The sequence below is a fragment of the Solidesulfovibrio magneticus RS-1 genome (assembly GCF_000010665.1).
In the GTDB taxonomy this organism is placed as follows: Bacteria; Desulfobacterota; Desulfovibrionia; order Desulfovibrionales; family Desulfovibrionaceae; genus Solidesulfovibrio; species Solidesulfovibrio magneticus.
In genome coordinates this window covers 2,244,214-2,264,233 of the sequence record NC_012796.1, presented here as the reverse complement: position 1 = coordinate 2,264,233, position 20,020 = coordinate 2,244,214, and the positions used below count along the sequence as shown (strand labels likewise).

The following is a 20,020-nucleotide window of genomic DNA, read 5'->3' as shown; positions in this document are numbered from 1 at the left end:
TAACTTTTAGGCTCCCTGGAAGCAACTCTTGCGTGGCGACACGCGTGGCGACATCCTTTCCCGCTGTAGCCACAGCGGCGGCCTGGGCCGAAGGCCGCAATCCGCACCCAATCCGTCGCCGCCAAGGGGAGCCGGGCCAAGGCCTTGACTTCCGGGCCGGCCATGACAAACTTCGGAAACGACATTCCCCGGGCCGCGCGGCCCGACACTTTTTCCCTCGCGAGTCCCCATGGCCCGAAGGCTTCTTTGTTGCCTCGCCCTGCTCCTGCTGGTTCTGGCCAGCCCTGCCCGGGCTGAGAAGATCCGCAAGAACGTCCTGTTTTTTAATGCCTACCAAAACGGCTACCAGTGGTCCGACGAGATCCTGGCCGGCGTGCGCGAAGCCTTCGCCGCCTCGGACTTCAACGTGGACCTGCAAATCGAGTACATGGACTCGAAAAAGTACGCCGACCCCGTGCTGCGGGCCATGCTCCACGATTTCTACAAGCTCAAGTACCGCAACACCCGCTTTGAGGTCATCCTGGCCTCGGACAACTACGCCTTCGACTTCCTGCGGGAATACCACGACGAACTGTTTCCCGGCACGCCGGTGGTCTTTTGCGGCGTCAACGACTTCAAGCCCGCCTGGCTCGACGGCCACCCCAACTTCACCGGCGTCCTGGAAAACCCGGACATCAAGACCACCCTGGAACTGGCCCTGCGCTTTCATCCCGGCCGCGACAAGCTCGTCATCTTCGGCGACACCTCGGTGACGGGCGTGGCCATCGGCAACCAGCTGCGGGCCGTGGAGCCGGACTTCGCCGGCCGGCTCACCTTCGAATACGAGGACAACCTGACGCTGACCGGCATCCTCGGCCGGGTCCGCGATCTGTCCGACGAGGCCATGATCTTTCTCATCCCTTTTTACAAGGACACCGAGAAGGACGTCTATTCCGTCAACGAGGTCCTCTCGGCCATCCGGGCCAATTCCGACGTGCCCATCTACAGCGCCTGGCAGTTCATGCTCGGCCACGGCATCGTCGGCGGGCGGCTGCACAGCGGTTTCGAGGAAGGCCGCATCGCCGCCGAGATGGCCGACAGGCTCCTGCACGGCACGCCCGTGGCCGAGCTGCCCATCGTCTCAAAAACCAACGACACGTTTATCTTCGACTTCCGCGAGATGCTGCGCCTGGGCATCACCACGGACAAACTGCCTACCGGCTTTACGCTCATAAACGAACCTTACCCCTTCTACCACATCAACATCGCGGTCTTCTGGACCATCATCATCAGCCTGCTCATCCTGTGCTACGTCATGGTCCTGCTCGTGACCAACATCCTGCGCCGCCGCTCGGTGGAGGAAAAAATCAAGGATCAGGTGTCGTTCCTGGAAACCCTGGTCAACACCATCCCCATTCCTATCTATTATAAGGATGAGTCCGGGCAATACCGTGGCTGCAACCCGGCCTTCCGGGCGCTTTGCGGCGCGGGCGACGATCCCCGGACCGTGGACGCCTGCGCCGGAGTGGCCGATTCGCCGCTGTCGCGCGCCCTTGACGCCGAAGACGCCGGGCTTTTGCGCGAACCCGGCGTGCGCATGGCCGAAACCGACATCGAAGCCGCCGACGGCACGCCCCACTCGGTCATCCTGCACCGGGCCGTCTACGAAAGCGCCAAGGGACAGATCGCCGGGCTTGTGGGCGTGCTCTACGACGTCTCGGAACTCAAGCGTGCCGCCGAGCGCCTGCGCCTGGCCGAGGAGAAATACCGCGGCATCTTCGAAAACTCGGCCCTGGGCATCTTCCGCATGACCCCCGACGGCGCGGCCGTGGACGTCAACCCGGCCATGCTGTCCATGCTCGGCGTCGACGATCTCGATACCTTGCTGCGCCGACGGGGCGACATGGTGGAGGTGCTTTTCGGCGGCCGGGAGCGCTTTACGGCGCTGATTGACTCGGCCGTGGACGAGGACGCCACGGCCCAGTTCGAGACCCGTTTCGTGCGGCCCGACGCCCGCCAGGTCACGGCCAACGTGACCATCCGGCTGGTGGCCGACCCGGAGGGCTATCTGGCCTTTGTCGAGGGCGTGGTGGAGGACGTGACCAAGCGCCACGAGGCCGAGCGGGCCCTGCGCGAATCCCAGGAAATGCTGCGCTTGGTCCTGGACAACATCCCCCAGCTCGTTTCCTGGAAGGACAAGGCCCTGCGCTACATGGGGGCCAACCGGGCCTTCATCGATTTCTTCGGCTTTGACGGCCTGGCCGACCTCATGGGCCGCGACGACGCCGCCTTGCCGCTTCGCCCCGAGGACGTGGACGCCGTGCGGGCCACGGACATCGACGTCATGCACCACAACCGCCCCGTCGCCGGGGAGCTGGCCGCCCGCAACGTCCGGGGCCTGGACGTGCTGCTGGAAATCAAGAAGGTGCCGCTCCACGACGACAAGGGGGCCGTGGTCGGCGTCTTGTCCACGGCCGAGGACGTGACCCAGAAGGTCAGCCTGGAGCGACAGCTGCTCCAGTCGCAAAAGATGGAAGCCATCGGCACCCTGGCCGGCGGCATCGCCCACGACTTCAACAACATCCTCACCTCCATCATCAATTCCACCGAGCTGGCGCTCATGGACATGGCCCCGGACGATCCCATGGAAGACGACCTGCGCCGGGTGCTCAAGGCCGGCGAGCGCGGCAGCCGGCTGGTCAAGCAGATACTCTCCTTCACTCGCCCGTCCCAGGCCGGGTTCGCGCCCATCAACGTGGCCGACGTGGTCAACGAGGCGGCCGGGCTGATCCGGGCCTCGCTGCCGCGCAACATCAAAATCGTGGTGGAAACCCCTGACGCGCCCGTGGCCTGCCGGGCCGACCCCACCCAGCTCCACCAGATCGTCATGAACCTGTGCACCAACGCCTTCCAGGCCATGCGTCCCACTGGCGGTGTCCTGGCCCTGAGGCTGACTGAGGACAGCCTGGACGAGGATCAGGCTGGGCAGGTGGGAACGCGGGCCGGACGTTGCGCCCGCATCACCGTGGCCGACACCGGCCCGGGCATTGCCGGCGACATCGTGGACAAGATCTTTGATCCGTTTTTCTCCACCAAGCAGAAAAACGAAGGCACGGGCCTGGGGCTGGCCGTGGTGCGCGGCATCGTCAAGAGCCACCGAGGCGGCGTGCGGGTAACGAGCGCCCCGGGCGAACACACCGTCTTTGACATCTTCCTGCCGCTGCTCGACGAGGGCGACGCGCCGGCCGCCGCGCCGCGTCCGGCCGCCAACCGAGGCCGCGACCGCATCCTTTTTGTCGAGGATGACGAGGACCAGCTCCTGACCATCCCGCGCGTCCTGGCCCAACTCGGCCACGAGGTCACGGCCAAACCCGGGGCGGCCCCGGCCCTGGCCGCCCTGGCCGAGGCTCCCGACGCCTTCGACGTGGTCATCACCGATTACGACATGCCCGACGCCAACGGCCTGGAACTGGCCAAACAGGTGGCCGAGATCGCCCCCCGCCTGCCCGTCATCCTCGTCTCGGGCCGCATGGGCGACATCGAGGACCGGGAACTGGCCGGCAACATCAAAAAGGTCGTGCTCAAGCCCTACAACCAGGCGATCATCTCGGCGGCCATCCGCGAGGTGCTCGACGCCAAACCCCAGACGATAGCCGCATGAAATCCGTTTGCATCATTGACGACGATCCCGAGGTCCGCGACACCATTATAAGCCTCACGCGCAAGATGCGCCTGACCAGCGAAGCCGCCGGCGGCCTGGAGGCCGGCATGGAACTGCTCGCCCGCGAGAGCTTCGACGTGGTCTTTCTGGACGTCCGCCTGCCCGACGGCAACGGCCTGGCCGCCCTGCCGGCCATCAAGCGCCTGCCCGACGCGCCGGAAGTCATCATCCTCACCGGCATGGGCGACCCCGACGGCGCGGAACTGGCCATCCAGGAAGGCGTGTGGGACTATCTGGTCAAGCCCTCGCCCATCAAGCAGATCATGCTGACCCTCAAGCGGGCGCTCAAATACCGCGAGGAGCGCCGGGGCGACCACGGCGCGCCGGTTTCCTTGAGCCTTTCCGGCTGCATCGCCGCCAGCCCTCGCATGCAGCCCTGTCTGGACCAGGTGGCCCGGGCCGCCGCCGCCTCCGCCGCCGTTTTGGTCACTGGCGAGACCGGGGCCGGCAAGGAGCTTTTCGCCCGCCTCATCCACGCCAACAGCGGCCGGGCCAAGAAGCCCTTCGTCACCGTGGACTGCGCTTCGCTCACCGAAACCCTGGTCGAGAGCACGCTTTTTGGCCACAAGAAAGGCGCTTTCACCGGAGCCGACGCCGACCGGGTAGGGTTGGTGCGCCTGGCCGACGGGGGGACGCTGTTTCTGGATGAAGTGGGCGAGATGCCGCTGTCTCTCCAAAAGACCTTTCTGCGGGTGCTCCACGAAAAGACCTTCCGGCCGGTGGGGGGCATCGAGGAACTGCGCAGCGATTTCCGCCTCATCGCCGCCACCAACCGCGACCTGGCCGCCATGGTCGAGGCCGGGACCTTTCGACGCGACCTCTACTTTCGCTTAAAGACCATCGAACTGGCCCTGCCGCCCCTGCGCTGCCGGGTGGAAGACATCAAACCCCTGGCCCTGGCCGCCGCCGACGCCCTGGCCGCCGAATACGCCCTGCCCCAAAAAGGCTTCGACGCCGAATTCATGGCCATCCTGGAAGCCTACGACTGGCCGGGCAACGTGCGCGAGTTGCGAAACGTCGTGGAGCGGGCCTTTTTGGCCTCGGGCCGGGAAAAAACCCTCTACTCCATGCACCTGCCCCAGGACGTGCGCATCAAGGTGACCAAGTCCACCCTGGAGCGCGGGATGCAATCCTGCAACAGGCCCGTGTCGCCCCTGGCCTCGGGGTTTGGCCGGCCGGTGGAGCCCGTGGGCCGGCGCACCCTCAAGGAATACAAGGAAGCCATGGAGCGGCGCTATCTGGAAGGCCTGCTGGCCGAACACGGCCGCGACGTGGCCGCCATGGTGGAAATATCCGGCCTGTCGCGGTCCCACTTCTATGCCTTGCTCAAAAAAAACGTCCTGGCCGTCCCCGACCAGGACGCGGCCGGGGAGTAGCTTGAGAAATCGGGCACAATTTTGCTCAAAAATCGGTTTTCAGAATTCCGTCATCCGATTTCTTGCCGTCCCCTGCCAAACGCCCGGCTCGCGCCCGGACGTCCGGTTCATCCGGCGGTCTGCCGTCGCCTGGGCGTAACGTCTTGCCATTGTTCGCCGTGGCGCAGCCGAGTCCCCTTTTCCAGACTACACAAGTCTGAATAGAGTTTCTCGCCTCCTTGGGACTTTTGGAACAAAGTCATTTTCAGCCCTTTTTACGTGCCAAAAACCCTTGTCTGTGGCACGGAAGGGGTTGAACTCCCCTGTCCCGGCGCGGCGCGGCCTGAGGCGTTGAGTCTGAAAAACCAGACTCAAACATCGTGTCTGAAAAACCAGACTGACCGCCTTTGGAGCAACGCTTTACGAAGTCATACATTTCAGGCTATTAGCCCCTGAAGCCCCATCCGATTTCCCGGATGCGGCGACCCGCCTGGACCCGGAGCGGTTGTATCTTGTCGGCAATTCATCGGAATTCTTGCTTTTTGCCGTGATGGCACACGACTTGCGAATGCGGCAGGGTCGACCCGGCCTTCTCCCATTCGGTCGAACGACAACCTTTAAGGAGACAGCAGCATGGCCAAGAAGATGAAGAGCATGGACGGCAATACCGCCACCACGCACGTCGCCTACGCGTTAAGTGATACGGCGGCCATTTACCCCATCACCCCCTCGTCCACCATGGGCGAGATCGCGGACGAGTGGGCGGCCAAAGGCCTTAAAAACATCTTCGGCCAGACCGTCACCATCCGCGAAATGCAGTCCGAGGCCGGCGCCGCCGGCGCGGTCCACGGCTCCCTGGCCGCGGGCGCGTTGACCACCACCTTCACCGCCTCCCAGGGCCTGCTGCTCATGATCCCCAACATGTTCAAGATCGCCGGCGAACTGCTTCCCGGCGTCTTCCACGTGTCGGCCCGGGCCATCGCCACCCACGCCCTGTCGATTTTCGGCGACCACTCCGACGTCATGAGCGCCCGCTCCACCGGTTTCGCCATGCTGGCCTCGGCCTCGGTCCAGGAGTGCATGGACCTGGCCCTGGTGTCGCACCTCTCGGCCATCGAATCGAGCGTCCCCTTTGTCCACTTCTTCGACGGCTTCCGCACCTCCCACGAGATCCAGAAGATCGAAGTCATCGACTACGAGGACATCAAGGCCCTGGTTCCCCACGACAAAATCGCCGCCTTCCGCGCCCGGGCCATGAACCCCGAGCACCCGGACCTGCGCGGCACGGCCCAGAACCCGGACATATTCTTCCAGGGCCGCGAGCGCTCCAACCCCTACTATCAGGTGCTGCCCGGCATCGTGGCCGCCCAGATGGAAAAGGTCGCCGCCGTCACCGGCCGCCCTTACAAGCTCTTCGACTACGTGGGCGCCCCCGACGCCGAGCGCGTCATCGTGGCCATGGGTTCGGGCTGCGAGACCATCGAGGAAGTGGTCAACTACCTGACCGCCAAGGGCGAAAAGGTCGGCCTGGTCAAGGTCCGCCTGTTTAGGCCCTTTGCCCCGGACTATCTGTTCAAGGTCATGCCGGCCTCGGCCAAGGTCGTCACCGTCCTTGACCGCTGCAAGGAGCCCGGCAGCCTCGGCGAGCCGCTCTACGAAGACATCTGCTCGGCCTACGTCGAACGCGGCGGCTCCATCCCCAAGCTCATGACCGGCCGCTATGGCCTGGGGTCCAAGGAATTCCGCCCCGGCATGGTCCAGGCCATCTACGACAACATGGCCGCCGCCGCGCCCAAGCGCCACTTCGTGGTCGGCATCACCGACGACGTGTCCGGCCTGTCCCTGCCCTCGGCCGGCGTGCTGCCCACGGTCCCCGAAGGCACCGTGCAGTGCAAGTTCTGGGGCTTTGGCTCCGACGGCACCGTCGGCGCCAACAAGTCGGCCATCAAGATCATCGGCGACAACACCGACCTCTACGCCCAGGGCTACTTTGCCTACGACTCCAAGAAGTCCGGCGGCATCACCGTGTCGCACCTGCGCTTTGGCAAAAAGCCCATCCAGTCCACCTACCTGGTCGACGCGGCCGACTACATCGCCTGCCACAAGCCCAGCTACGTCAACACCTACGAGATTCTGGAAGGCATCAAGGACGGCGGCACCTTCGTGCTGAACTCCTCCTGGAACACCGCCGAGGAGTTGGAGAAAAACCTTCCCGGCCATATGCTGCGCACCATCGCGGCCAAGAAGATCAAGGTCTACAACATCGACGCCGTGGCTATCGGCGCCAAAGTCGGCCTGGGCGCGCGCATCAACATGATCATGCAGACGGCGTTTTTCAAGCTGGCCGGCGTGCTGCCCATCGAGGAAGCCATCAGCCTGCTGAAGGACTCCATCAAGAAGACCTACGGCAACAAGGGCGAAAAAATCGTCAAGATGAACATCGACGCCGTGGACATGGCCATGGAAGGTCTGGTCGAGATCGCCGTCCCGGCCGCCTGGGCCAGCGTCGCCGACGCCCCGGCCGCCGCCATCGACGAACCCGAGTACTTCAACAAGGTCATCCGCCCCATCCTGGCCCAGAAGGGCGACGAGGTGCCGGTTTCGGCTTTTGCCGAAAACGGCTCCTTCCCGACGGCCACCGCCCAGTATGAAAAGCGCGGTGTGGCGATAAACATCCCTCACTGGATCAAGGAAAACTGCATCCAGTGCAACCAGTGCTCCTACGTCTGCCCCCACGCCACCATCCGGCCCTTCCTGGCCGATGAGGCCGAAATGGCCGGCGCGCCGGCGTCCTTCGACACCCTGCCGGCCACCGGCAAGGAGCTCAAGGGCCTGGCCTACCGCATGCAGGTCTTCCCCATGGACTGCATGGGCTGCGGCTCCTGCGCCGACGTCTGCCCGGCCAAGCAGAAGGCGCTCGTCATGAAGCCGCTGGAGACCGAAGCCGCCGAGCAGGTCCCCAACCACGGCTTCGCCATGAAGCTCAAGAACAAGGGTTCCCTGGTCAAGCGCGAAAACCTCAAGGGCAGCCAGTTCTACCAGCCGCTGCTGGAGTTCTCGGGCGCTTGCGCCGGTTGCGGCGAGACCCCCTACGTCAAGCTCCTCACCCAGCTTTACGGCGAGCGCATGATGGTGGCCAACGCCACGGGTTGCTCCTCCATTTGGGGCGGCTCGGCTCCCACCGCTCCCTACGCCGTCAACGCCGACGGCCACGGCCCGGCCTGGAACAACTCCCTGTTCGAGGACGCCGCCGAGTTCGGCTTCGGCTACAACATGGCCCTGGTCCAGCGTCGTCACAAGCTGGCCGACAAGGTGGCCGCCGCCCTGGAAGGCAGCCTCTCCGACGCGCTGCGCGCCGCCCTGGCCGGCTGGCTGGCCGGCAAGGACGACGCCGCCGCCTCCCGCCAGTACGGCGACCAGATGAAGTCCCTGCTCTCCGCCGCCGACCCGGTCCAGGCGTCCATCCTGGCCGACGCCGACCTCTTCACCAAGAAGTCCGTGTGGATCTTTGGCGGCGACGGTTGGGCCTACGACATCGGCTTCGGCGGCCTCGACCACGTCATCGCCTCGGGCGAGGACATCAACATCCTGGTCATGGACACCGAAGTGTACTCCAACACCGGCGGCCAGGCCTCCAAGGCCACCCCGCTGGGCGCCATCGCCAAGTTCGCCTCGGCCGGCAAGATGACCGGCAAAAAGGACTTGGCCCGCATGGCCATGACCTACGGCTACGTCTACGTGGCCTCGGTGGCCATGGGCGCGGACAAGAACCAGACGCTCAAGGCCTTCCTCGAAGCCGAAGCCCACAAGGGACCGTCCATCGTCATCGCCTACGCTCCCTGCATCAACCAGGGCATTAGAAAGGGCATGGGCAAGTCCATGGAAGAAGCCAAGCTGGCCGTGGAAACCGGCTATTGGCCGCTGTTCCGCTACAACCCCGACGCCAAGGCCGAGGGCAAGAACCCGCTGACCATCGACTCCAAGGCCCCGGCCGGCGACTTCCAGGGCTTTTTGGCCGGCGAAGTCCGCTACGCCGCCCTGGAAAAGATGCATCCCGAACTGTCCAAGAAATACCGCGCCTCCATGGAGCAATCCTACATGGAGCGCTTCAAGCAGCTGCAATACCTGGCCGAGATGCCGGTCTTCGACGCGCCGGCCGCTGCCGGCGAGGCTGCCCATGGCGATGACCCGGCCTTTTGCGCCGCCGCTTCCACCGCCGAACACGCCCGTCCCGGCAACGGTGACCCGTGCGACGAAGGCCGTTCCGGCAAATAACGTAGCCAAGCGAGAAAAACGATGAGCAACCACCTGTCCCAGAAGTTCGAGGAAATCGTCGGCACGGGCAACGTCCTGGCCAGCGAGGTGGACCGCCACAATTACGCCTACGACGCGGCGGTCCTTCCCCCCCAGCTCCCGGCCCTGGCCGTGCGTCCGGAGACGCCCGAGGCTCTGGGACGGGTGGTTAAAACCTGCAATGAGCTCGGGCTGCCGCTGACCGTGCGCGGCTCGGGAACGAATTTAAGCGGCGGCACCATCCCCTCCGAAGGCGGGGTGGTGGTGCTGACCGGTGCGCTCAACAAGATCATCGAGATCAACGAAGCCGACATGTACGCCGTGGTCCAGACCGGCGTGGTCACGGCCAAGTTCGCCGCCGAGGTGGCCAAGCGGGGCCTTTTTTACCCGCCCGATCCGGGCAGCCAGGCCGTGTCCACCATGGGCGGCAACGTGGCCGAGAACGCCGGCGGGCTGCGCGGCCTCAAGTACGGCGTCACCAAGGACTACGTCATGGGCATGAGCTTCTATGACGTGGACGGCGAGCTGGTCAAAACCGGGTCGCGCACCGTCAAGTGCGTCACCGGCATGAACCTCCACGGCCTCATGGTCGGCTCCGAAGGCACCCTGGGCGTTTTCAACGAGATCATCTTGAAGCTCGTGCCGCCGCCCAAGGCCAGCAAGGCCATGATGGCCATCTTCGACGACCTGGGCAAAGCCTCGGAGACCGTGGCCGCCATCATCGCCGCCAAGATCGTCCCGGCGACCCTTGAGTACATGGACGACTTCACCATCAAGACCGTCGAGGACTTCGCCCACGCCGGGCTGCCCACCGACGCCAAGGCCCTGCTGCTCATCGAAGTGGACGGCCATCCGGCCCAGGTCGAGGACGAAGCCGCCGAAGTCGAGGCCATCTGCAAGCGCATCGGCGCCACCCGCATCCAGGTGGCCAAGGATGCCGTCGAACGCAACAAGGTCTGGGAAGCCCGCCGCGCCGCCCTGTCGGCCCTGGCCCGGGTGCGCCCGACCACGGTGCTCGAGGACGCCACCGTGCCGCGCTCCAAGATCCCGGCCATGGTCGGGGCGCTGGAGAAGATCGCCGAGAAGTACAAGCTGACCATCGGCACCTTCGGCCACGCCGGCGACGGCAACCTGCATCCCACCATCCTCACCGACAAGCGCGACCACGCCGAATTCACCCGGGTGGAAGCGGCCATCGACGAGATCTTCGACGTGGCCCTGTCCCTGGGCGGCACGCTGTCCGGCGAGCACGGCATCGGCATGGCCAAGTCCAAGTACATGGTCAAGGAAGTGGGCCAGGGTTCCATCATGTACGCCAAGCGCTTAAAGGCCGCCATGGATCCCAAGAACATCCTCAATCCGGGCAAGATCACGGGGGCCTAACATGAGCGAGATGCGACAGCTCGTTGGGCTGCTCAAACAGATCGATGACCAGCTCGTGGCCTGCATGCGCTGCGGCATGTGCCAGGCCGTGTGTCCCATCTACGCCGAGACTGGCCTGGAGGGACATGTGGCCCGGGGCAAGATCGCCCTGCTTGAATGCCTGGCCGACGAGGTCATCAAGGACCCGGCCGGGGTCAAGGAACGCCTGGACGCTTGCTTGCTCTGCGGCTCCTGCCAGGCCAACTGTCCAAGCGGCGTCAAGGCCCTGGACATCTTCCTCAAGGCCCGGGCCTTTTTGACCGGCTACTACGGCCTCCCCCCGGTCAAACGAGCCATTTTCCGGGGCCTTTTGCAAAACCCCAAGCTCTTCGACACCGTGCTTGGCGTGGCCTCCAAGTTCCAGGGGCTTTTCACCAAGCCGGTCAACGACATGCTGGGTTCGTCCTGCGCCCGGGTCTTCTCCGACCTCATCGGCGGCCGCCACTTCGCGCCCCTGGCCGACAAGCCGTTGCATGACGTCGCCACGCAGCGCGACACCCCGCGCGGCCACTCGGGCCTGAAGATCGCGTTTTTCTACGGCTGCGTGGTGGACAAGATGTTCCCGCGCATCGGCGAAGCGGTCCTTAAGGTCTGCGACCACCACGGCGTCGGCGTCTTCATGCCCCATGCCCAGGCCTGCTGCGGCATCCCGGCCCTGTCCTCGGGCGACCGCGAGACCTTCGAAAAGCTCGTGGCCCTCAACATGAAGGTCTTCGCCGAATCCGACTTCGACGTGCTGGTGACGCCCTGCGCCACCTGCACCTCCACCATCAAGAAAATCTGGCCCCTGATGGCCGAGGATCTGCCGGCCACGACCCGCTACCAGGTCAAGGAACTGTCGGCCAAGGTCAAGGACATCAGCGCCTTCCTCATCCAGGACGTGGGCGTTACGCCGGCCGACGTCGCCGTTTCCGGCGAGCCGGTGACCGTGACCTACCACGATCCCTGCCACCTCAAAAAGTCCCTGGGCGTCTCCGCCGAACCCCGGGCGCTGATCGGCTGCAATCCGCGTTACAAACTCCAGGAAATGGACGGCGCGGATTCCTGCTGCGGTTCCGGCGGCAGCTTCACGCTGCAGCATTACGACCTGTCCAAACGTATCGGCAAGCGCAAGCGGGACAACATCGTGGCCACGGGCGCGACGGTGGCGGCCACGAGCTGCCCGGCCTGCATGCTCCAGATAGGCGACATGTTGTCACAGGCCGGCGATACGCTGGCCATCAGGCATCCGGTGGAAATCTACGCGGAGACCCTGGCCGGCCGCTGATCCGGCACACAACCAACTTGGCGAGCGAGGTAGCCGAATGAGTTTGAAAGACAACATCCACGCGCTGTTCGCGCCCAAAACCGTAGCCGTCATCGGGGCCTCCGCCGCCCCGGGCAAGGTCGGCCACACGGTCGTGGCCAACATGCTGGAGGCCGGGTACAAGGGCACGCTGATCCCCGTGAACCCCAAGGCCGACGAGATCCTCGGCCTGCCGGTCACCAAAAAGATCGAGGACCTGCCCGAAGGCCTGGACATGGCCGTCATCGTCGTGCCCGTGGCCGCCGTCGTGCCCTCCATGGAAGCCCTGGCCAAGCGCAAGGTGCGCTCGGCCGTCATCATCACCGCAGGCTTCAAGGAAGTGGGCAAGGAAGGCTATGCCCTGGAGCAGCGCCTGATCGAACTATGCACCGAGCATGAGATCGCCATGGTCGGCCCCAACTGCCTGGGGCTTATCAGCACCCACGACAATAATAACGCCTCGTTCGCCGCCGGCTACCCCGAAAAAGGCTCCATCGCGTTTTTCTCCCAGTCCGGGGCGCTGTGCACCGCCATTCTCGACTGGGCGCTGGGCGAAAACGTCGGGTTCTCCAAGTTCGTGTCCCTTGGCAACAAAGCCGTCATCAACGAAGGCAACATGCTGGAGTACCTGCGCACCGACCCCAACACCTCGGTCATTCTCGGGTACATCGAGAACGTCGAGCACGGCGCGGACTTCATTGAGCAGGCCGCCAAGGTCACCCAGGAAAAGCCGGTCATCATGATCAAGTCCGGTACCACCACCGCCGGCGCCAAGGCCGCCTCCTCCCACACCGGCGCCATCGCCGGTTCGGACCAGGCCTACACCGCCGCCTTCCGCAAGACCGGCGTCATCCGGGCCAATGACATGGCCACGCTGTTCGACCTGGCCCAGGCCTTCTCCACCCAGCCCCTGCCCGAGGGGCCGGGCCTGTGCATCGTCACCAACTCCGGCGGCCCCGGCATCCTGGCCGCCGACGCCACGGAAAAGTCCAGCCTCAACATGGCCCGGCTGTCAAATTCCACCATCGAACGCATGAAGGAATTCCTGCCGCCCTACGCGTCGCTCTACAACCCCGTCGACCTCATCGGCGACGCCCCGGCCGAGCGCTACCGCAAGACCCTGGAAGTGGTCATCGACGATCCCCAGGTCCACTCCATCCTGGTGCTCTTGACCCCCACGGCCTCGGCCGAGATCATCGAGACGGCCGAAGCCATCATCGAGGTTTCGAAGAAGACCAAGAAACCCATCTTCGTCAACTACATGGGCGGCCAGCGCACCCGCCCCGGCCAGAAGATGCTCACCGACGCCGGCATCCCCTGCTCCATCTACCCCGAGCCGCTGATCAAGAGCATCGAGACCATGTACAACTACTACCTGTGGCGGCAGACCCCGGCCCAGGAGTACCCCGAAGTCCGGCGCAACCGCCAAAAAGCGCGGCTGGTCATCAACGAGGCCCGGTCCAAGGGCGCCACCGAAGTGGTGGAATTCCAGGCCCAGGAAGTGCTTCGCGCCTACAACCTGCCCACCCCCAACACCGGACTGGCCCGCTCCTCGGACGAAGCCGTTGCCGCCGCCGACAAGATCGGTTACCCCGTGGTCCTCAAGATCGCCTCGCCCCAGATCTCGCACAAGTCAGACGTGGGCGGGGTCAAGGTGAACCTGGCCGATGCCGAAGCCGTGCGCAACGCCTTCTTTGACATCACGGCCCGGGCCCAGCGCATGCGGCCCGAAGCCTACATCGCCGGCTGTCTGGTCCAGGAGATGGCCCCCAAGGGCTGCAAGGAAATCATCATCGGGTTCAAGCGCGACGACCAGTTCGGGCCGCTTTTGATGTTCGGCCTGGGCGGCATCTACGTGGAAATCCTCAAGGACATCGCCTTCCGCCTGGCTCCCTTGGGCCGCGACGACGCCAAGGGCATCATCCGGGAGATCAAGTCCTACATGCTCCTTAAGGGCGTGCGCGGCGAACAGCCCGTCAACTTCCAGGCCATCGAGGACATCCTCATCACCATGTCCGAGCTGGCCCTGGATTTCCCGGAAATCGTCGAAGCCGAATTCAATCCGGTGCTGGTCAATGCCGAGAAGGCCGTGGTGGCCGACGTGCGCATCACCCTTTCCGCCTAAAACGAACCCAGGAGGAACATACCTATGATCGGTCTCTACATCGGGTCTACCCAGGGATACTCGGGCAAAAACCTCGTCACCCTGGCCCTGGGGCAGCACTTCCAGCGCGAAGGCCAGCGCGTGGGCTACATGAAGCCCATCGGCGCGGTTCCCCATAAGATCGGCAACCAGATCGGCGATGAAGACGCCTATTTCATGCAGCAGGCCCTGGGCCTGTCCGAGAATCCCTCCCTGGTGACCCCGGTGGTCATCACCCGCGACTTCCGGATGCGCGCCTTCCTGGAAGACTGCGCCAACCTGCTGCCGGGCATCGTGGACAGCTACAAGAAGCTGTCCGCCGAAAAGGACCTCATGCTGGTCGGCGGCTCGGGCAGCTTCCTCTACTCCGGCAAGTACTGCGGCGTGGACGGCGTGTCCGTGTCCCAGGCCCTGGGCACCAAGGTCATCCTGGTCGACCGCTACCTCCAGGAATACAACTACGACTATCTTGCCGCCGCCAAGGAAGCCCTGGGCGACGACCTCGTCGGCGTCATCTTAAATGACGTGCCCGAACACTTCCGCGAAGAGGCCGAGACCCTGATCGTGCCCTTCCTCAAGCGCCGGGGCGTGGACGTGCTCGGCATCGTGCCTCACGATCCCATCATGTTCGCCGTGCGCGCCTCCGATCTGGCCGTGGGCCTGGGCGGCCGCCTGGTCACCGCTCCCCCGAAAAGCGACAAGCTGGTGGTCAACTTCCTCATCGGCACCATGCAGGTGGAGAACTTCGTCACCTTCTTCAAACGCCAGAAGGACGTGGCCATCCTGTGCGGCGGCGACCGCGCCGACCTGCAGCTCGTGGCCCTGGAAGGCAACTGCTCGGCGCTGATCCTCACCGGCAATCTCTACCCCAACGACATGATCCTGGCCAAGGCCGAGGACAAGGGCGTGCCCGTCATCGTGGTGCGCGACGACACCTTCTCCGTGGCCAAGAAGATGGAACTCATGCTGACCCGGGAAAAGCTGCGCGACCGTTCGCGCATCGAGCACGGCACCAAGATCGTGCAGCAGTCCGTCAACATGGCGATGCTGAAAAAAACCTCGGCCTGTAAGCCGACACGGCCCTCCCGGACTCTCGTGTCCGGGTTCGGGAGGGCCTGTCCAATAGCGGTTTGGCTCGCACCCCGGCCCTTCGCGGCGACGGGATCGGGAGCGGCTGGTCAACTTTCCAACCAAAGGAGCGAGAGAACATGTCGTGGGTCCAACAGTACCAACCGCTCGGAAGCTACGGGCTTTCCGCACTCGTGGCGGGCATTCCCCTGTACATGCTGTTCTACATGCTGGCGGTCAAACGCATGGCCGGCCACAAAGCGGCCTTTGCCGCCACGCTCACCGCCGTCATCCTGGCCATCGCGGCCTGGGGCATGCCGGTCGGCTTGGCCATTGACGCCACCATTTACGGCGCCGCTTTCGGCCTGTTCCCCATCGTCTGGATCGTCGTCACCGCCATCTGGGTGTACAACATGACCGTCGAGTCCGGGGAATTCAACATCATCAAGAACTCCCTGGCCCAGATCACCGATGACCGCCGGCTCCAGGCCATCTTCATCGCCTTTGCCTTCGGTTCGTTTATCGAAGGCACCGCCGGTTTCGGCACCCCGGTGGCCATCACCGCCGCCATGCTGGTGGGCCTTGGGTTTAACCCGCTGTACGCCGCCGGCATCTGCCTCATCGCCAACACCGCCCCGGTCGCCTTCGGCGCCATCGGCATCCCCATCGTGGTCGCGGCCAAGGTCACCGACCTCGACATGATGAAAATCAGCGCCATCTGCGGCCGCCAGCTGCCCTTCCTGTCCATCATCGTGCCGCTGTGGCTGTCCGTCACCATGTGCGGTTTCAAGCGCACCATGGAAGTGCTGCCCGCCGTCATCATCGCCGGCGTGTGCTTCGCCGGTTCCCAGTTCCTGGTCTCCAACTACGTCGGCCCCTACCTGCCCGACATCATTTCCGCCATTGTGACCATCCTCGGTCTGGGGCTGTTCCTCAAAGTCTGGAAGCCCAAGCAGACCTGGCACTTCCCGGATGAAGCTCCGGCCGCCCAGCGCACCGTCGAGGCCCAGTTCTCCGGTGGCGAGATCTTCCGCGCCTGGCTGCCCTACATCATCCTGGCCATCATGGTCTTTTTCTGGGGCATCGATTCCTTCAAGGCCATCCTGGACAAGATCTTCATCATGAAGTTCGAGTGGCCGGGCCTGCATAATCTGGTCGTCAAAACCGCTCCCATCGTGGCCAAGGACGCGCCCTACCCGGCCGTGTTCAACGTCAATCTGCTGTCCACTCCGGGTACGGCCATCCTGTTCGCCGGCCTGCTCTCCATCATTTTCATGCCGGGCTACGGCTTCGGCAAGGGCATTGCCTGCCTTTTCCGCACCATCAAGCAGCTCAAGTGGCCCATCTGCACCATTGCCATGATCCTGGGTCTGGCCTACATCATGAACTACTCGGGCATGAGCTCCTCCATGGGCCTGGCCTTCACCGCCACGGGTGCGCTGTTCCCGTTCTTCTCGCCGATCCTCGGCTGGCTGGGCGTGTTCCTGACCGGTTCGGACACCTCCTCCAACGCCCTGTTTGGTTCGCTGCAGAAGACCACCGCCCAGCAGATCGGCGTCGATCCGCACCTGACGGTTGCCGCCAACTCCTCCGGTGGCGTCACCGGCAAGATGATCTCGCCCCAGTCCATCTCGGTGGCCACCGCGGCCTCCAACATGGTGGGCAAGGAAGGCGACATTTTCCGCTTCACCCTGCCCCACTCCCTGGCCATGCTCGGCGTCGTCGCCGTGCTGACCCTGCTCCAGGCCTATGCCCTCAAGTGGATGCTGCCCTAACCTCTAACCCTTAGCGCTAGCGTCTGGTACGGCCGGCTTCGCGCGCGCGTCGCCGGCCGTATTGTTTCCGACCCCAAAGAGAGGTTCCCATGACCACCCCCAATCTGGTCGAAAAACTCACGGCGAAAGCCGGCCTGGTTTCGGCCACGGTACGCTGCGTCGCTTCCATGGACGAGGCCATGGCCTACGTCGCCGACGTCTGCGTCGGCAAGGAAGCCTGCCAGATCCTGGCCTCGGGCTGCGACGCGCCGCTTTCCGGCACGGCCGAAGCCCTGTGCGAAACCAAGCAGGATAAAATCATCTGCGCCCCGGAAATGCCCGACGAGGCCATGGCCGCCCTGTCGGCCCATTGCGCCGAGCGCGGCGTGAAGCTCATCACTTCCGGCATGCGCGCCCACCTCGGCGGCATCGACATTGGCCTGACCATGGCCGCCGCCGGCATCGCCGAGACCGGCACCGTGGTCATCCGCTCCCTAAACGAGGAAGTGCGCCTGGCCAGCATGATTGCCGAGATCCACATCGCCGTGCTGCCGGCCAGGGCCATCGTGGCCGACTCCTATGCCCTGGAGCCCAGGCTGGTCGAATGGATGGGACAGCCCGATTTCACCGCCTTCGTCACCGGCCCCAGCCGCACCGCCGACATTGAGCGCGTCCTGGCCCTGGGCGTACATGGGCCGCTGGAACTGCACATCCTCATCTTGGAGGACAAATAGATGCAAGACGCCACCACCCTCAAGGAATACCGCAAGCAATTGCGCGAAGCACTTGAAAACGATTTCCAGCGCCAGGCCCTGGACAATTTCGCCGTGGCCTACCGCACATCCCGGGCCAATGCCTTTGCCGACATCGACGCCCCGGAACTGATCGCCGAGATCGCCGCGGCCAAGGACGAATCCATCGGCCGTCTGGAGGAACTCTTCCAGGAATTCAAACGCCACGCCGAAGCCGCCGGCACCAAGGTCCATCTGGCCGCCACCGCCCACGAAGCCAATGAGATCATTGCCCGCATCGGCAAAGAAAATAACGTCAAGACCATCGTCAAATCCAAGTCCATGACCGCCGAGGAGACCCACTTAAACGATCACCTCGAAGCCCAGGGCTTTGAAGTGACCGAGACCGACCTTGGCGAATGGATCATCCAGCTGCGCCACGAAGGCCCGACCCACATGGTCATGCCGGCTATCCATCTGTCGCGCTATCAGGTGGCCGACCTGTTTTCCGAGGTCACCCACAAGCAGCAGGACGTGGACATCCAAAAGCTCGTCAAGGTGGCCCGCCGGGAACTGCGGCCCAAATTCTGCCAAGCCGACATGGGCATCTCCGGGGCCAACTTCGCCATTGCCGCAACCGGCACCATTGGCCTTATAACCAACGAAGGCAACGGGCGGCTCACCACCACCCTGCCCCGGGTGCATGTGGCTCTGGCCGGCGTCGACAAGCTCATGCCGACCCTGCACGACGCCCTGCGCATCATCCGCTGCCTGCCCAAAAACGCCACCGGCCAGGCCATCACCTCCTATGTCACCTGGATCACCGGCACTGTGCCTTGCGAGCCCTCTCCCCGCGGAACCAAGGTCAAGCATGTGGTCTTTTTGGACAACGGCCGTCTGGCCATGGCCCGTGACCCGGAATTCAAACAGGTGCTGCGCTGCATTCGCTGCGGCGCCTGCGCCAATGTCTGTCCCATCTACCGTCTGGTCGGCGGCCACAAATACGGCCACGTCTACATCGGGGCCATCGGCCTTGTCGCCACCTACTTCTTCCACGGCCGGGAGAAGGCCAAAAATCTGGTCCAGAACTGCCTCAACTGCGGCGCCTGCAAGGCCGTGTGCGCCGCCGGCATCGATCTGCCGACCCTGATCAAGGAAGTCCACGCCCGCATCCAGGACGAGGAAGGCCATCCGCTCTATTCCACGGCCGTGGGCCAGGTGCTCAAAAACCGCAAGCTCTTCCACACCATGCTCAAGTCCGCCCGGCTACTCCAAAAGCCGATCACCGGCGGCACGCCGTACCTGCGCCATCTGCCCATGTTCCTGTTCAAGGATCAGGACTTCCGCGCCCTGCCGGCCGTGGCCGACGAGGCCTTCCGCGACAAGTGGGAGCGCATCAAGCCCCGGGTGGCCGACGCCAAGCTGAAAGTCGCGCTGTTCTCGGGTTGCGTGCAGGACTTCGTCTATCCCGAACAGATGGAAGCAGCCGTGGCGGTCATCGCCTCCAAGCCGGGCGTGGCCATGGAGTACCCCATGGGCCAGTCCTGCTGCGGGTTGCCGCTGCAGATGATGGGCGAGAAGCAGGCCGGCCGGGAGCTTGCCGCCCACAACATGAACGCCATCGACGCCCAGGACTTCGACTACATCGTGACGATGTGCGCCTCCTGCGCCTCCTATCTCAAGCACGGCTACAAGCGGCTTTTCGCCGACGATCCGGCCATGGCCTACAAGGCCGCCCAGTTTGCCCACCGGGTCATCGACTTCAGTTCCTTTGTCCGTGACGTGCTGGGCATCACCGACGAGTCCTTCACCGGGCCGAGCAAGAAGGTGACCTACCACGCCCCCTGCCACCTGTGCCGGGGCCTGGGCGTCACCGAAGCCCCGCGCGCGCTTCTGGGCGAAGCCGGACTGGAATACGTGCCGGCCACCGAGGAAGACGTGTGCTGCGGCTTTGGCGGCACCTTCTCGGTGAAGTTCCCGGAACTCTCAAAGGAACTGCTCGGCAAGAAGCTCGCCAATTTGAAGGCCACCGGCGCGACCGCCATGGCCACGGATTGCCCGGGCTGCATCATGCAGATTCGCGGCGGCTTCGAGGCCGAAAAAACGCCTTTCGAAGTGCGCCACGTGGCCGAATACCTGGCCGAGCGCCTCAAGCGTAAATAGCCTCTCGACGGGCTACCTCGCTCTCAAGGCCGCGACATCCGTCGCGGCCTTTTTTATGCTCCAGTACAGGGCAGCCCGGGCGCAACTTTGGCGGGCAAGGCAAAGC

General features: G+C 64.3%; 9 protein-coding genes and 1 pseudogene. All 10 read left to right on the top strand.

Annotation, left to right across the window (positions count from 1 at the left end):
- Positions 1-229: 229 nt before the first annotated feature.
- The 10 genes and pseudogenes from DMR_RS09485 (at position 230) to ldhH (ending at position 19,914) form a co-directional block, all read left to right on the top strand.
- Positions 230-3,640, top strand: coding sequence for a PAS domain S-box protein (locus DMR_RS09485; RefSeq protein ID WP_015860691.1), 3,411 nt, complete (start codon positions 230-232; stop codon positions 3,638-3,640).
- The gene (locus tag DMR_RS09480; protein ID WP_015860690.1) at positions 3,637-5,076 is read left to right on the top strand and encodes a sigma-54-dependent transcriptional regulator; all 1,440 of its coding nucleotides are present in this window, start codon (positions 3,637-3,639) and stop codon (positions 5,074-5,076) included. Before DMR_RS09485 ends, DMR_RS09480 begins: the two co-directional genes overlap by 4 nt.
- Positions 5,077-5,688: 612 nt before the next feature.
- Complete coding sequence (gene nifJ / locus DMR_RS09475) at positions 5,689-9,330, top strand: pyruvate:ferredoxin (flavodoxin) oxidoreductase (protein WP_015860689.1); 3,642 nt, start codon at positions 5,689-5,691, stop codon at positions 9,328-9,330.
- Positions 9,331-9,351: 21 nt separating this feature from the next.
- The gene (locus DMR_RS09470) at positions 9,352-10,731 is read left to right on the top strand and encodes an FAD-binding oxidoreductase (protein WP_015860688.1); all 1,380 of its coding nucleotides are present in this window, start codon (positions 9,352-9,354) and stop codon (positions 10,729-10,731) included.
- A 1-nt stretch (position 10,732) separates the two neighbouring features.
- Entirely contained in the window at positions 10,733-12,037 is a 1,305-nt protein-coding gene (locus tag DMR_RS09465; RefSeq protein ID WP_015860687.1) for a (Fe-S)-binding protein, read from the top strand.
- A gap of 37 nt (positions 12,038-12,074) precedes the next feature.
- Entirely contained in the window at positions 12,075-14,180 is a 2,106-nt protein-coding gene (gene acs, locus DMR_RS09460) for an acetate--CoA ligase alpha subunit (RefSeq protein WP_015860686.1), read from the top strand.
- 24 nt (positions 14,181-14,204) lie between these two features.
- Positions 14,205-15,254, top strand: a pseudogene (locus tag DMR_RS09455) (phosphotransacetylase family protein); the annotation flags it as partial.
- A 152-nt stretch (positions 15,255-15,406) separates the two neighbouring features.
- Entirely contained in the window at positions 15,407-17,041 is a 1,635-nt protein-coding gene (locus tag DMR_RS09450; RefSeq protein ID WP_015860684.1) for an L-lactate permease, read from the top strand.
- Between the two features lie 89 nt (positions 17,042-17,130).
- On the top strand, positions 17,131-17,754 hold the full coding sequence (locus DMR_RS09445) for a LutC/YkgG family protein (RefSeq protein WP_015860683.1): 624 nt from the start codon (positions 17,131-17,133) through the stop codon (positions 17,752-17,754).
- Entirely contained in the window at positions 17,755-19,914 is a 2,160-nt protein-coding gene (gene ldhH, locus DMR_RS09440; protein WP_015860682.1) for an L-lactate dehydrogenase (quinone) large subunit LdhH, read from the top strand. It abuts the gene before it with no gap.
- Positions 19,915-20,020 lie beyond the last annotated feature (106 nt).

What these genes read in the sequence shown, in the direction of transcription:
- DMR_RS09485 (WP_015860691.1), top strand. Translation starts at nt 230, where the DNA reads ATGGCCCGAAGGCTTCTTTGTTGCCTCGCCCTGCTCCTGCTGGTTCTG.
- DMR_RS09480 (WP_015860690.1), top strand. Translation starts at nt 3,637, where the DNA reads ATGAAATCCGTTTGCATCATTGACGACGATCCCGAGGTCCGCGACACC.
- nifJ (WP_015860689.1), top strand. Translation starts at nt 5,689, where the DNA reads ATGGCCAAGAAGATGAAGAGCATGGACGGCAATACCGCCACCACGCAC.
- DMR_RS09470 (WP_015860688.1), top strand. Translation starts at nt 9,352, where the DNA reads ATGAGCAACCACCTGTCCCAGAAGTTCGAGGAAATCGTCGGCACGGGC.
- DMR_RS09465 (WP_015860687.1), top strand. Translation starts at nt 10,733, where the DNA reads ATGAGCGAGATGCGACAGCTCGTTGGGCTGCTCAAACAGATCGATGAC.
- acs (WP_015860686.1), top strand. Translation starts at nt 12,075, where the DNA reads ATGAGTTTGAAAGACAACATCCACGCGCTGTTCGCGCCCAAAACCGTA.
- DMR_RS09450 (WP_015860684.1), top strand. Translation starts at nt 15,407, where the DNA reads ATGTCGTGGGTCCAACAGTACCAACCGCTCGGAAGCTACGGGCTTTCC.
- DMR_RS09445 (WP_015860683.1), top strand. Translation starts at nt 17,131, where the DNA reads ATGACCACCCCCAATCTGGTCGAAAAACTCACGGCGAAAGCCGGCCTG.
- ldhH (WP_015860682.1), top strand. Translation starts at nt 17,755, where the DNA reads ATGCAAGACGCCACCACCCTCAAGGAATACCGCAAGCAATTGCGCGAA.